15 protein-coding genes are annotated in these 14024 nt (G+C 69.2%); 7 read left to right on the forward strand and 8 right to left on the reverse strand.

The annotated features are described in order from the left end of the window. Positions 1–232: 232 nt before the first annotated feature. Entirely contained in the window at positions 233–901 is a 669-nt protein-coding gene (locus TY25_RS22625; RefSeq protein WP_178075606.1) for a metal-dependent transcriptional regulator, read from the forward strand. Positions 902–936: 35 nt separating this feature from the next. Here TY25_RS22625 and TY25_RS22630 read toward each other — a convergent pair whose 3' ends face one another. Further along, positions 937–2013 carry a tartrate dehydrogenase gene (locus tag TY25_RS22630; protein WP_042259024.1) on the reverse strand — a complete coding sequence of 359 codons (1077 nt, stop codon included), beginning with the start codon at positions 2011–2013 and terminating at the stop codon, positions 937–939. Beyond that, a complete protein-coding gene (locus TY25_RS22635) occupies positions 2010–3479 on the reverse strand; it encodes an NAD-dependent succinate-semialdehyde dehydrogenase (RefSeq protein ID WP_088606690.1) in 1470 nt (489 codons plus the stop codon). The genes TY25_RS22630 and TY25_RS22635 overlap by 4 nt, the downstream gene beginning before the upstream one ends. 145 nt (positions 3480–3624) lie before the next feature. Here TY25_RS22635 and TY25_RS22640 point away from each other — a divergent pair, with 145 nt between their 5' ends. Both TY25_RS22640 and TY25_RS22645 read left to right on the forward strand, forming a co-directional pair. Beyond that, a complete protein-coding gene (locus TY25_RS22640) occupies positions 3625–4866 on the forward strand; it encodes an aspartate aminotransferase family protein (RefSeq protein WP_042259025.1) in 1242 nt (413 codons plus the stop codon). Between the two features lie 114 nt (positions 4867–4980). Then, on the forward strand, positions 4981–5475 hold the full coding sequence (locus TY25_RS22645; RefSeq protein ID WP_042259026.1) for a DUF3830 family protein: 495 nt from the start codon (positions 4981–4983) through the stop codon (positions 5473–5475). Between the two features lie 90 nt (positions 5476–5565). Here TY25_RS22645 and TY25_RS22650 read toward each other — a convergent pair whose 3' ends face one another. Next, the gene (locus tag TY25_RS22650) at positions 5566–6951 is read right to left on the reverse strand and encodes an amidase (protein ID WP_201773690.1); all 1386 of its coding nucleotides are present in this window, start codon (positions 6949–6951) and stop codon (positions 5566–5568) included. Positions 6952–7056: 105 nt separating this feature from the next. Next, a complete protein-coding gene (locus TY25_RS22655) occupies positions 7057–8022 on the reverse strand; it encodes a D-2-hydroxyacid dehydrogenase (RefSeq protein ID WP_042259027.1) in 966 nt (321 codons plus the stop codon). A gap of 85 nt (positions 8023–8107) precedes the next feature. Here TY25_RS22655 and TY25_RS22660 point away from each other — a divergent pair, with 85 nt between their 5' ends. The 3 genes from TY25_RS22660 to TY25_RS22670 are packed head-to-tail and all read left to right on the forward strand — an operon-like array spanning position 8108 to position 10259. Then, complete coding sequence (locus TY25_RS22660; RefSeq protein ID WP_042259028.1) at positions 8108–8848, forward strand: maleate cis-trans isomerase family protein; 741 nt, start codon at positions 8108–8110, stop codon at positions 8846–8848. A gap of 15 nt (positions 8849–8863) precedes the next feature. Continuing rightward, the gene (locus TY25_RS22665) at positions 8864–9595 is read left to right on the forward strand and encodes a maleate cis-trans isomerase family protein (RefSeq protein ID WP_042259029.1); all 732 of its coding nucleotides are present in this window, start codon (positions 8864–8866) and stop codon (positions 9593–9595) included. Further along, complete coding sequence (locus TY25_RS22670) at positions 9582–10259, forward strand: GntR family transcriptional regulator (RefSeq protein WP_042259030.1); 678 nt, start codon at positions 9582–9584, stop codon at positions 10257–10259. Before TY25_RS22665 ends, TY25_RS22670 begins: the two co-directional genes overlap by 14 nt. Here the strand turns inward: TY25_RS22670 and TY25_RS22675 are convergent. Further along, a complete protein-coding gene (locus TY25_RS22675) occupies positions 10244–11077 on the reverse strand; it encodes a hypothetical protein (protein ID WP_226887556.1) in 834 nt (277 codons plus the stop codon). The genes TY25_RS22670 and TY25_RS22675 overlap by 16 nt on opposite strands. A gap of 106 nt (positions 11078–11183) precedes the next feature. Further along, complete coding sequence (locus tag TY25_RS22680; RefSeq protein WP_042259032.1) at positions 11184–11603, reverse strand: DUF4345 domain-containing protein; 420 nt, start codon at positions 11601–11603, stop codon at positions 11184–11186. Between the two features lie 132 nt (positions 11604–11735). Between TY25_RS22680 and TY25_RS22685 the strand changes: the two genes are divergently transcribed. Then, positions 11736–12350 (forward strand): TetR/AcrR family transcriptional regulator, encoded by a 615-nt coding sequence (locus TY25_RS22685; RefSeq protein ID WP_042259033.1) that lies wholly within the window; start codon positions 11736–11738, stop codon positions 12348–12350. A 14-nt stretch (positions 12351–12364) separates the two neighbouring features. Here the strand turns inward: TY25_RS22685 and truB are convergent, their stop codons facing one another. Further along, positions 12365–13270, reverse strand: coding sequence for a tRNA pseudouridine(55) synthase TruB (truB, locus tag TY25_RS22690; protein WP_042259034.1), 906 nt, complete (start codon positions 13268–13270; stop codon positions 12365–12367). Further along, positions 13270–13938: a 4'-phosphopantetheinyl transferase Npt gene (gene npt / locus TY25_RS22695; RefSeq protein ID WP_042259035.1), complete on the reverse strand. Its 669-nt coding sequence runs from the start codon at positions 13936–13938 to the stop codon at positions 13270–13272. The genes truB and npt overlap by 1 nt, the downstream gene beginning before the upstream one ends. Between the last annotated feature and the right edge of the window lie 86 nt (positions 13939–14024).

Consider the following 14024-nt stretch of genomic DNA (forward strand, 5'->3'; position numbering starts at 1 on the left):
CGCCGCAACGGCGGTGCCAGGGCCGACGCCGCCGCGAGGGTGGCTGATGTCACGCGCAGCTTCCGGAGTTGTGTACGGGTGATGAAACCCTGGTTCCACTGTGCGGCGAGCTGTGTCAATCGGGTCTCCTGTGCTTAAGCTCGAGTATGTGCCCGGTAAACGAGACATCGCCACAAGACGCGAGCTGACCGACGCCCCCGTGCCGGGCGAGGCCCGCGGCACCACCGCGACCATCGCGCCGGTGCTCTCCTCGGTGGCGCAGGACTATTTGAAGGTGATCTGGACCGCGCAGGAATGGTCGCAGGAGAAGGTGTCGACCAAACTGCTCGCGGAACGGATCGGGGTCTCCGCGTCCACGGTGTCCGAGGCGGTGCGCAAACTCGCCGACCAAGGCTTGGTCGAGCACGCCCGCTACGGGTCGATCACGCTCACCGAGGGCGGTCGCCGCGCCGCCATCGCGATGGTGCGCCGGCACCGGCTGATCGAGACCTTCCTGGTCAACGAGCTCGGCTACGGCTGGGACGAGGTGCACGACGAGGCCGAGGTGCTCGAGCACGCGGTCTCCGAACTACTGGTGGCGCGCATCGACGCGAAACTCGGTTATCCCGACCGGGATCCGCACGGCGACCCCATCCCGTCGGTGGACGGCGCGGTCCCCACGCCGCCGGCGCGTCAGCTCAGCGACTTCCACGCGGGCGAGGCGGGCCGGGTCGCGCGCATCTCCGATTCGGATCCGGAGATGCTGCGCTATTTCGACTCCGTGGGCATCGCCCTGGACACCGCGATCACCGTGGTCGAACGCCGGGATTTCGCGGGCACAATCGCGATTCGCATCGGCGGCGGGGAAATGCCCACCGACCTCGGCCGTCCCGCGGCCGAGGCCATCTGGTTGACCACCTGAGCAACGGAAAACCGTTGCGGGCCAACTGAACCCGCTCAGTACGGAGGGATGGCGACCAATTCGGCGGCGCGGTCCGCGACGGCGGCGGCGAGTTCCGTCGTGGTCGCGTCGCCGCCCAGGTCCGGCGTGCGCACTTCGCCTTTGCCGAGTACGTCGCACACCGCCCGGTCCACCGCGGCGGCCGCGGCGGTTTCGCCGAGATGGTCGAGCAGCATTGCGCCCGCGAGGATCTGGGCGATCGGATCGGCGATACCCTGGCCCGCGATATCGGGCGCGCTGCCGTGCACCGCCTCGAACATCGACGGTGCGGTGCGCTCGGGGTTGATATTGCCCGAGGGGGCGAGCCCGAGGCCGCCGGTCACGGCCGCGGCGAGGTCGGACAGGATGTCGCCGAACAGGTTCGAGCCCACGATCACGTCCAGCCGGTCCGGGTGCAGCACGATCTCCGCCGCGAGCGCGTCCACGTGCATCTGCCGGGTCTGCACATCGGGGTAGTCGGCGGCGATCCGTTCGAACACGCTGTCCCAGTACGGCATCGAGTGGATCAGGCCGTTCGATTTGGTGGCCGAGCACAGCCGGCCACCGCGTTCCCGAGCCCGCTCGAACGCGTACCGGATGATCCGTTCGCACCCGACCCGGGTGAACACCGACTCCTGGAGCACGAATTCGTCCGCGCGGCCCGGATTGTGCGTGCCGCCGATCTCGGAGTATTCGCCCTCGGAGTTCTCCCGCACGATGAGGATGTCCAGATCCTCGGCGCTGCGCCCGCGCAGCGCCGACTCGGTGCCGGGCAGCAGCCGGACCGGGCGCAGATTGACGTACTGACCGAACGCACGGCGCAACGGAATCAGCAGGCCCCACAGCGAAACATGGTCGGGCACACCGGGAAAACCGACCGCGCCGAGCAGAATCGCGTCGAAACCGGCGAGCAGCTCGGGACCGTCGGGCGGCATCATCCGGCCGGTGGTCAGATATTTCGCACAGGACCAATCGAATTCGGTCCACTCGAGGCCGGGCAGCACGGCGTCGAGCACCGAGACGGCGGCGGCGGTGACGTCCACGCCGATGCCGTCGCCGGGGATGGTCGCGATGCGGTACCTGGGCGCTGTCACAGTCGCACTCCGATGTATTTGGTCTCGAGGAATTCGTCGATGCCGATCATCCCGCCTTCGCGGCCGAGCCCGGATTCTTTGACGCCGCCGAACGGTGCGGCCGGGTTGGACACCACGCCCTGATTGAGCCCGACCATGCCGGTTTCCAAGGCCTCGCACACCCGCAGGCCGCGGCGCAAATGCTCGGTGAAGACATAGCCGACCAGGCCGTAGGGCGTGTTGTTGGCGCGGGCGACCACCTCGTCCTCGGTGTCGAAGGTCGTGATCGAGGCGACCGGACCGAAGATCTCGGTGTGGCACATCGCCGCATCGTCGGGCACGCCGACCAGCACCGTGGCCGGATAGAAGTTGCCGGGCCCGTCGAGCACGGTGCCGCCGGTGAGCACGCGGGCGCCGCGACGGCGCGCGTCGGCGACGAGTTCGGTGACCTTCGTGACCGCGTCGGCGTCGATCAGCGGGCCGACGACAACCCCCGGCTCGGTGCCACGCCCCATCGGCAGGGCCGCCATCCGCTCGGCGAGCCGGGCGGCGAACTCGTCGACGACGCCGCGCTGCACGAAGATTCGGTTGGCCGCGGTGCAGGCCTGCCCGATATTGCGCATCTTGGCGGCGAGCGCGCCCTCGACGGCCTCGTCCAGGTCCGCGTCGTCGAACACGATGAACGCCGCGTTCCCGCCGAGCTCCATCGAGGTGCGCATGACCGTGCGCGCGCACTGTTCGAGCAGGCGTTTGCCGACGGCGGTGGACCCGGTGAAGGACAGTTTGCGCGAGCGCTCGTCCGCGATCAGCGGCGTCATCAGCGCGCCCGGGTCGGCGGTGGACAGTACGTTGACGACGCCGCGCGGCAGGCCGGCGCGATCGAGCAGATCGGCGAGCGCGAGCATCGACAACGGCGTCTGCTCAGCGGGTTTCACCACACAGGTACAGCCGGCGGCAAGTGCGGGCGCGATCTTGCGCGCGCCCATGGCCATCGGGAAGTTCCACGGCGTGATCAGCAGGCTGGGGCCCACCGGCTGCTTGGTCACCAAGAACCGCGAGCCGCCCGCGGGCGCGGGGAGGTAGCCACCGTCCGAACGGACGGCCTCCTCCGCGAACCAGCGGAAGAACTCTGCGGTATAAGCGATTTCGCCGCGGGCCTCGGCCAGCGGCTTGCCCATCTCCAGCGTCGTGATCAGCGCGAGCCGGTCGGTGTCGTCGAGCAGCGCGTGGTGCGAACGCATGAGCAGATCGGCGCGGGTTCGCGGCGGTGTCGCCGCCCAGGCCGCCTGGGCCCGGTGCGCCGCGGTCAACGCGTCGAGCCCGTCCTGCGGGCCCGCGTCGGCGACCGCGCACAACATGGCGCCGGTGGCCGGATCCAGCACGGGCAGTTCGGCATTCGTCGCGCACCACTGCCCGTCGATATACAAACCCGTTGGCACAGTGTCGATTACGGCCCGCTCCGCGGCGGACAAGGTCTCGGTGAGCATCGGCGCCGGACTCCTTTCGCTGCCAGGAGGCAGCCGCAGGCTATTGCTGCGACCTCCCCCGCCATGTTATGCATATTGTCAACAATCCGACAATAGACAATCTCCGGATGTTGCGATCGCACCACTGCCCGGGAGGCGGCTCACCATGACCGAACTTTCGCCCGTTCTGCGCCAGGCCACACCGGTGACCGTCGATCACGGCACCGGCTGCTACCTGTACGGCACCGACGGACGCCGCTACCTCGACTTCACCGCCGGCATCGGCGTCACGAGCACCGGCCACTGCCACCCGCACGTGGTCGCGGCGGCCCAGGCCCAGGTCGGCAGCCTGATCCACGGCCAATACACCACCGTCATGCACCGGCCGATGCTGCAGCTCATCGAGCGTCTCGGCACCGTCCTGCCGCCGGACCTGGACACGCTGTTCTTCGCCAACTCCGGCAGCGAGGCGATCGAAGCCGCGCTGCGGCTGGCGCGTCAGGCGACCGGACGGCCGAATGTGGTGGTCTTTCACGGCGGTTTCCACGGTCGCACCGTCGCGGCGGCCACCATGACCACGTCGGGTACCCGATTCTCCGCAGGTTTCAGCCCGCTCATGTCCGGCGTGCACGTGGCGCCCTTCCCGACGGCGTTCCGCTACGGCTGGACCGAGCAGGAGGCGACCGCGTTCGCGCTGCGCGAGCTCGACTATCTGTTCGCCACGCTCACCTCGCCCGCGGAGACCGCCGCGTTCGTGGTCGAGCCGATGCTCGGCGAGGGCGGCTACATCCCCGGCAACACCGCCTTCTTCCGCGGCCTGCGCGAACGCGCCGACCGGCACGGCATTCTGCTCGTGCTCGATGAGATCCAGACCGGGTTCGGGCGCACCGGAAAGTTCTTCGGGCACCAGCATTTCGACGTGCGACCCGACATCATCACCATCGCGAAGGGGCTCGCCAGCGGCTTCCCGCTCTCGGGTATCGCGGCCTCGCGCGAGTTGATGGCCAAGGCCTGGCCGGGGTCGCAGGGCGGCACCTACGGCGGCAACGCCGTGGCCTGCGCGGCCGCGGTGGCGACCCTGGAGGTCATCGAATCCGAGCACCTGGTGGACAACGCCGCCGCCCGTGGCGCGCAACTGCTCGACGGGCTGCGCGCGAGCGCCACCAAGGCGATCGGTGACGTGCGCGGCCTCGGCCTGCTGGCCGGAGCCGAATTCACCACCGCGACAGGCGAACCCGATACCGAGACGGCAAGCGCGGCACAGCGGCTCGCGGTCGAGAAGGGACTGCTGCTGCTCACCTGCGGCGCGCACATGAACGTGGTGCGGATGATCCCCCCGCTGATCGTCACCGCGAGCCAGATCGATGACGCGCTCGCGATCTGGACCGAGGTACTGGCCGAACTCTGAGCTGGTCGCCACAGCGCGTGCGCCCGGCCTACCGCGGCGATAGCCTCGGATCAGCCGAACAGACGCCCTGTGAGTCCGCACATCGATCCGCGCGACAACAGAAAGCAGACAGCAATGGCTCGCTTCATCACCATCACCCTGACCAAGGCCGCCGTCACCTGCCGCGCCCGGCTGCTCGACGCCGAGGCGCCGCACACCTGCGCCGCCGTGTGGGACGCGCTCCCGCAGGAGGGTGACGCCTTCCACGCCAAGTACGCCCGCAACGAGGTCTACACCCTGGTCCCCCGGATCGGCGCGGCCCCGCATCGGGAGAACCCGACGGTCACGCCGATCCCGGGCGATGTCTGCCTGTTCGATTTCGAGGCCTGGGAGATCGGCAACCCGGCCTACGGCTACGAGCCGGGCTCCACCGCGCACCACGACCAGGGCGCGACCGATCTGGCGATCTTCTACGGCCGCAACAACTTGCTCATCAACGGCGACATGGGCTGGGTGCCCGGCAACGTCTTCGCCACGATCGAAGAGGGCCTGGCCGATATCGCCGCCGCCTGCAACGACCTGTGGCTGCACGGCGTCTCCGGCGAAACCCTGGCCTTCGCCCGCGCCTGACCCCCGCACGCGAATTCGCTGCCCGCGCACGGAATGTGCGCGGGGGCAGCAGAGGTGCGCGTCGGCCGCCACGGCGGCCGACGCGCATTTTCACTGTGCCAGAACGTGTTCGGCGTAGCGGGCGACGGCGAGCACCAGGTCGTCGGAGTGGCGCGGGCCGACGATCTGGAGCCCCACCGGCAGTCCGGCCGCGGTGGTGCCGACCGGGATGCTGATCGCGGGCTGCTGAGTCATGTTGAACGGGTAGGTGAACGGCGTCCACTGCGGCCAGCTCGTCAGGCCGCTGCCCGGCGGCACATCGTGGCCCGCCGCGAACGCGGTGATCGGCATGGTCGGGGTGATCAGCACATCGTGGGCGGTGTGGAAGGCGCCCATCGTGATGCCGAGCTGCGCCGCTTCGTTGCGCGCGTCGAGATACTCGACGGCGCGCACCGCATTCCCTTGATCCCAGACCGCGCCCAGCGCCGGATCGACCCGCTCGCGGGACCCCGCGGGGAATTTCGACAGCATGGTGGCGGCACCCGCCGCCCACAGCAGCTCGAACGCCTCGCGCGGATCGGCGAAGCCGGGATCGGCTGTGGCAACCCGCAATTCGGCCTCGCCGAGTTTGCGGACCGCGGCATCGACGAGGGCGGCCACCTCGGGATCGACCTTCGCATAACCCAGGGTCGGCGAATAGGCGACGGTGAGTCCGCGCACGTCACGCACCACCTGGCCGCGGAAGGTCGTCAGGGGCGGCGCGAGGCTCGTCGGGTCGCGCGGATCGGGCAGCGAGAGGATGTCCATCAGCAGCGCCGCGTCCTCGACCGTGCGGGTCATCGGGCCCGCGTGCGCCAGCGGACCGAACGGGCTCGCCGGATACAGCGGAATCCGCCCGTGCGTCGGCTTGAAACCGACGATGCCGCAGAACGCCGCCGGGATGCGAATGCTGCCGCCGCCGTCGGTGCCGACCGAAACCGGCCCCATGCCACCCGCGACCGCCGCCGCGCTGCCGCCGGACGAGCCGCCCGCCGTCGTCGCCGGATCCACCGGATTGCGGGTGATCCCGGTCAGCGGGCTGTCCGTGACCGCCTTCCAAGCGATTTCGGGCGTCGTGGTCTTGCCGAGGAAGACCATGCCGTCCTCGCGCAGCCGCGCCGCCACCGGGCTGTCCACCGTCCACGGACCCGCTGGGTCGACCGACGTGGAGCCGCGACGCGTCGGCCAGCCCTCGGTGAGGAAGATGTCCTTGATCGAGATGGGCACACCGTCGAGCAGCCCGCGCGCGTGCCCGGAATGCCAGCGCGCCTCGGAGTCCTTGGCCTGCACCAGCGCCCGATCGGGATCGACCAGGCAGTACGCGTTCACCGCCGGATCGTCGGCGGCGATGGCGGCCAGCACCGCCTCGGTCGCCTCGACCGGTGAAAGCGCGCCCGCGGCATAGGCCGAAACCAGCTGGACGGCGGTCATCGCCGCGGGCTCGGTCGGAATATTGATATCGGGGTAACTCATGGCTGCACCTCGCGGGCGCTCGGTTCCGCCATGCCTACGGCGCGCTGGCACATGATTCGCTCACGGTGTTCGCTCATTTTCAGGGCTCCTTCAGCCGGGCACGTACCCCAGCTCTTTGTCGACCACGTTGCGCAGGGGCCGACCGGCGATCCAGTTGTCGAAGTTCTCGGCGAACACGGAGACGATCTCGGTCCGCCAGCCGATGAAGTCGCCCGAATTGTGCGGTGTGATCGACACGTTCGGCAGATCCCACAGCGGGTGGTCGGGGGGCAGCGGCTCGGGCGCGACCACATCGAGCGCCGCCCCGGCGATCGACCCGGCGCCGAGGGCGGCCACCAGATCGTCGGTAACTACGAGTTCCCCGCGGCCCACGTTGACAAACCTCGCATGCGGTTTCATCGCGGCGAATTCCCTCGAGCCGAACATGTTCCGGGTCTGTGGGGTCAGCGGTGCGATCGCCACCACATAGTCGGCCGCCGGTAACTCGGCGTGCAGGTCCGTGCTCACCGCGCCGAAATCCGGGTCGTCCGGGCGCATTCGCCGGCCCACCGCCCGGATGTTCATCCCGGCCGCGCGCAGCAGTCGCGCGATGGCGCGGCCGATCGAACCGGTGCCGACGATCAGCACGGTGGCGCCTGCTATCCGTTCGTTCTCGCGATGTGCCCAGTCGTGGCGCAGCTGCCTGCGCAACGCTCCGGGCAGGTCCTTGGCGAACCCGAGGATCTGCCCGAGCACGTATTCCGCGATGGCCGTGTCGAACAGGCCGCGCGTATTGGTCACCACGACGTCGCTGGCCCGCAGTTCCGGGAACATCGCCGGGTCCACCCCGGTCGAGCCCATGTGCAACCATCGCAGCCGGTCGGCCGCGGGCCACGCGCCGGGCAGGGCGCGGGTCAGGAAGTCGTAGACGAACAGCACGTCGGCACCGCGCAGCGCGGTCGCGAGACCGGCTGCCTCGGTATAGCGCACCGTGGCGCGAGCCGATACGGCGGCCATCAGATCCGCCTCGGGCACGCGGTCACTGTGCAGGACGGTGACAATGGGGCCCGTTTCCACATTGACACACTAAGATCGCATCGTATGATTGTCAACAATCCGATCGCGTTCGGAGGTCTACCCAGCTGAGTGCGAGAGGGGCCGTATGGAACTCAGCTTCCCGGATATCGAGGGCCCGGTCGCACAGCGGGGCATCGGTATCATCGCGCCGTTCGACCTCGCGCTCGAGCGCGAGCTCTGGCGCTGGGCACCGATGGAGGTGAGCCTGCATCTGGCCCGCACCCCGTACGAACCCGTCCCCGTCTCCTTGGCGATGGCCGAACTCGTCTCGAACCCGGCGCATCTGACCACCGCGACCCGCGACGTGCTGCACGTCGAGCCGGAAGTGGTGGCGTACCTGTGCACCTCGGGCAGTTTCATCAAGGGACTCGAGTACGAACGATCCCTACGGGAAACCATCTGCGCCGCAGGCGCATTGGATGCGGTGACCACCTCGGGCGCGCTGCTCGAGGCGATCCGGCACCTCGACATCACGCGGCTGTCGGTGCTGACGCCGTACGACGAGGTGCTGACCGGCAAACTGCACGAGTTCCTCGGCGAGGCCGGGTGCACCGTCATCCGCTCCGACCATCTCGGCCTGGGCGGCGGCATCTGGAAGGTCAACTACCGCACCATCGCCGAACGCATCGTCGGCGCGAACGACCCGCAGGCTCAGGCGATCTTCGTCAGCTGCACCAACCTGCCCACCTACGACGTGATCGAGCCGCTGGAACAGGCCCTCGGCAAACCCGTCCTCACCGCCAACCAGCTCACCATGTGGGCCTGCCTCGGCCGGATGAAGCTGCCGATGATGGGCCCGGGCAAATGGCTACTGAACGTCTTCTGATCGGGAGCACAGCACATGCACACCACCACAGTCGGTTTCATCTACCCCGATCACGCGGCCGAGGACGACTACCCGCGCGCCGCCGCGGTGCTCGGCGCCGACCTGCCGGTGGCCCATATCTACGGCACCGACCTGCACGCCGTCCCCGAGCTGCTGGACCTGGGTAGCCCGGACAAGCTGCGCCACGGCGCCGAACTGCTCGCCCCGCACCGGCCGCAGGCCGTGGTCTGGGCTTGTACCTCAGGCAGTTTCGTCTACGGCCCGCGCGGGGCGCGCGAACAGGTCGACGCGCTGGCCACCGCCGCGGGCGTGCCCGCCACCAGCACCAGCTTCGCCTTCGTCGACGCGGTGCACGCGCTCGGCCTGGACACCGTCGCCGTCGCCGCCAGCTATCCGGACGACGTCGCGCGGCTGTTCGTCGAATTCCTCGCCGACGCGGGCATCCGCGTCGTCTCGATGCGCAGCGCAGGCATCGACACCGCCGCCGAGGTCGGCACGCTGGACGCCGCACAGGTCCGGCAGCTGGCCGTGGCCAACGATCATCCCGAAGCCCAGGCGCTGCTCATCCCGGACACGGCCATGCATACGCTTGCCGTGCTGCCGGAACTGGAAGCCGCCCTCGGCAAGCCGGTGCTGACCGCGAACCAGGTCACTATCTGGGCCGGGCTGCGACTGGCGGGCCGCACCGCGACCTGCCCCGCCCTCGGCACCCTGTTCACAGAAAGGCACGCCCATGCCGCTCGTTGAGATCGAGCCGGTCAGCAGGCAGTCGACGGCCGAGGTGATCGCCGACCGACTGCGCGAGGCGATCATGCGCGGCAGTTTCGCGCCCGGCGACCAGCTCGGCGAGGCCGACCTCGCCGCCCGCTTCGACGTATCCCGCGGGCCGGTCCGCGAGGCCATGCAGCGACTCGTGTCCGAGGGTCTGCTGCACAGCATCCGGCATCGCGGCATCTTCGTCATCGACCTCACCCTCGACGACGTCGCCGACATCTACCACGCCAGGACCGCCATCGAGGGCGGCGCGCTCGAGCTGATCCTGGACGGCCGCCGCGAGATCGCGTACGCGGCGCTGCGCGAGAGCGTCGACCAGATGTGCGCCGCCGCCGAAAACGGCGACGCCGCCGGGCTTTCCGACGCCGATCAGGCCTTCCACGTCGCGCTGGTCGACAGCGCGGGCAGCCCGCGGCTGGCCCGCGCCGCCCGCACCCTGCTGATCGAGACCCGAATGTGCCTGGGCGCCTTGCAAACCACCAATCCGGACCTGCACGAGCAAGCCCGCGAACACGTCGAACTCCGGGACGCGATCGGCGCCGGACCCGCCGCCCGCGCGCGCAAGTTGCTGGTCGAGCACATGCGCTGCGCCGTCCAGGCCATCGCCGCGGATCGGAGCGGTCAGCAGCTGAAGTAGTGCCGCAGGCTCTCGGGCACGCCGTCGGCGGCGGCTTTCGACCAGCACTGGTCGTGCGGAAAGACCAGATAGGTGACCCAGCCGCCGTTGCCGCGCCGGACTATTCGCTGACTGTCACCGGGCGCATCCCAGACGATGACACCCCAGACGCCGTCGCAGTAGTGCACCTTGGCCTGGTATTCGGTCAGCCCGCCGATATCGTCCAGGTCGTGCGCGATCGCCCCGGGGGAGCACTGCGGCTGCCCGGTGTCGTCGAACCGCAGCAGGCCTTCGACCACTTCGGCTTCGCGGACCAGGAAGAGCTGGTGCATCCCCTCCGGAACCGGTTTCGTGCCCGGCGGCGGGGTGCCCATGCCGAACCGATAGCAGCCGAGCGGCACCGCGAAGGTGGCCGAACCGGAGCCGTCGGTGACCGCCTGCCGGTTCAGCACCTCCCGGGTCTCCCCGAGCGGAATATCGTGCGACGCAGGGTCACACGGCTGCACCAGGGTGACATAGACCGGCACATTCGGCACCGGCACCTGAGAAAGAGTCCGGGTCTTGATGATCGCCGTACCCATACCGGGCGGCGGCTTGACCGGCGGTGGGTTGCCCGGCGGCGGTGCACCCGGCGGCGGCGTGACCCGCGGCGGCTGCCCGGGCGACGGAATCGGCTTCGGTGGTTGACCGGGTGACGGATCTGCCGACGGCACAACGGTTGTCGAGGGCGGTGTCGTCGTCTTTCCCGCCGACGGTTCCGCATCCCCACCGCACCCGGTCCCGACCAGCAGCACCGCGGCGAGCACCCCCACCACACGTAACGTCCTGCGACCGACCATCGCCGGCACCTCCCCCGTCAGAGCAACCAGATACCCCGCCTATCGCCACCTTGCACTCGACGGTTACCACTGGTCAATCCCCATGGATCAGGGGCAGCAGCACAACTCAGCCGAAGGCGGGGGTACTGCGCACCGGAGTGGTTGTGCCGAGGCGTTTTTCGTCCGCGCTCGCCAGCCAGAAGTACAGCGGGGGCAGGACGACCTCGATCGCCGTCAGGACGATCTGAAACCAGTGCGGCCAGCCGTAGACGGCGACGGAGATGAACCGGCCGACGGCGCCCAGCAGGAAAATGCCCGCGAGCCAGCGGATCACGGTCGCGGGGATCGGGCGCTGCCGTGCGGCCCAGATCCAGACGACGCCATAGCCGAGGAAGATCGCGCCGAAGAAGCGGGTCTGGCTGTCGGCCGTGACGCCGGACGAGCCCATATCGGGTATCCCGTCGATGCCTGCCGCCAGGTGGAACACGCCGATCGCGACGCAGGCGACACCCATCACGAGGGAAAGCCATTTCAATGCGGCAGCCATATCGTTCCTCCCCGGGAATCCGGTTGCCGGACAGCAGCTCTCTGCGATCACCGGTCCGGACACCGTAGTTGACGTCTGTCTACTAAGTACCCTACGACCCTTAGTAGACAGACGTCAACTAAAGTTCGATGGATGAGCACCCGCCGTCGCCTGTCCCCTGACGCACGCCGCCAGGTGCTGTTGGACGCGGGCGCGCGCTTGTTCGCCGAACGCGCCTACGACGCGGTGCTGATGGAAGACGTCGCGGCGGCGGCCGGCGTGTCCAGGGCGCTGCTCTATCGCCACTTCCCGAGCAAGCGCGAACTCTTCGCAGGCGTCTACGAGCAGGCCGCGAACCAACTCCTGGTCGACACGCCCCTCGACAGCGGCGCACCGCTGGCCGAACAACTCGCCGCGGGCCTGACCACCCATTTCGACTACTTCGAGGCGAACGCCAACAGCGTGCTCGCGGCGAACCGGGTGCTCGCCGAGGATCCGGCGATCCAGGCGATCATCGCGGGCGAACTCGGCGAACTGCGCCGCAGGCTCCTCGAAGCGCTCGGTGTCGAGGAGCCGGTGCGCACCCGGGTGTCCTCGGTGTTGTCGGGCTGGCTCACCTTCGTCCGGGTGCTCACGGTCGAATGGCTGGAGAACCAGCACTACTCGCGCGCCGAACTGCTCGAGATCAGCATGGGCGCACTGCTGGGCGCACTGCAGCCGATCCTCGGCCCCGACCTTGTCACCGCCGAAACCGCTGCGCCGCAGTAGGTTCCGATCCGCCGCTAGAGGTTGGACGGCCGCACGACCATGACCGACGCCGCCCGCTTACCGCTCTCCTGGAGCAGCGCGATCGCCCGGCCTGCCGGATCGATCGCCGCGTAGACGCCGCGCAGACCGACCGGCTCGAGCCACCGTCCGTTGCGCAGATCTTCGGCCTGGCTCTCGTCGATCTCGCGGTGCGGGAAGGCGGTTCGCACGGCCTCGTCCATGTCGAGGCTGAGCAACGAACCGTCCGATTCGGCGGCCGCCGCCAATTCGTCCAGGGTGCGGGCATGTTCGAGAGTGAACGGGCCGACCCTGGTGCGGCGCAACGCGGTCAGATGCCCGCCGACGCCGAGCGCCGCGCCCAGGTCGCGCGCCAGCGCCCGAATGTAGGTGCCGGAAGAACATTCGACGACCACGTCGAGATCGACGAACTCGCCCGCGGCCACGTCGCGGCGGCCGAGAATGTCGAAGCGGGACACCGTGACCGGCCGGGCGGCCAACTGCACGTCCTCGCCCGCGCGATGCCGGGCATAGGCGCGTTCCCCGTCCACCTTGATCGCGCTCACGGTGGCAGGCACCTGATCGATGTCACCGGTGAGTTTCGCGGTGTGCGCGGCGATTTCGGCATCGGCGAGGTGCAGCGCCGGGGTGGTCGTGCGCACTTCGCCCTCGGCGTCGTCGGTGCTGGTGGCCTGACCGAGCCGGATCGTCGCGGTGTACGCCTTGGTGGTGAGGGTGAGCAGACCGAGCAGCTTGGTCGCCCGGTCCACGCCGAGCACGAGCACGCCGGTGGCCATCGGATCGAGCGTGCCCGCATGCCCGACCTTCTTGGTGTGCAGCAGTTTCCGGCACTTCGCGACGACATCGTGACTGGTCCAGCCGCCGTCCTTGTCGACGATCAGCAATCCGCCGAGACCGCCCATCAGACGTGCACGATCGCGGTGAGGATGAACCCGTCGACGATCTGCCACTTGCCGTCGAACGACAACAGCGGCACGCCACCGTCGTTCGTCTGCCCGGGCACCAAAATCTGGCTGTGGAACGTGCCGCGGCCGGCACCGACGGCATTGTCCTCGAGCTCGAAGGTGATGTGCGCATCCTCGAACCCCAGCCAGCGCAGAGTGAGCGGCCACCATGCCTTGAACGTCGCCTCCTTCGCGCAGAAGATCAGGCGGTCCAGGTGCAGCGGGGAATCCGTCGCGCGCAACCATTCCCGCTCCGGCGGCAGCGAGACCGAGTCCAGTACCCCCTCCGGCAGTTCCGCGTGCGGCTCGGCATCGATCCCGATCGAACGGAAGCGCAGCTTGTGCCCGAGCGCCGCGGCCCGGTACCCGTCACAGTGGGTGAGGCTGCCGACGATCCCGCGCGGCCAGATCGGCGCGCCACGCTCGCCCTTGCCGATCGCCACCGGCGGCTCGCCCAGCTCGGCCAGCGCCAGGCGCGCGCAGTGCCGGGCACCGATGAAGTCCCGCCGCCGCTTCTCCACGGCCTTCGCGATGAGATGCTCTTCCGCCGGATGCGCCGTCAGATCCGCCGGAAACTTCAGCAGCTCAGCCGACGCAACCCCCGCAGGCAATATGTTCTCAATCATCGCGGACGAGCCTAGTCGAGCGCCCCACCCCGTTCACGCACCCCTTCTGCGTTCCCGCACACGCTGTGCCAGGCCGTAGCGGGGCG

Source organism: Nocardia brasiliensis NBRC 14402 (assembly GCF_000308475.2).
GTDB lineage: Bacteria > Actinomycetota > Actinomycetes > Mycobacteriales > Mycobacteriaceae > Nocardia > Nocardia brasiliensis.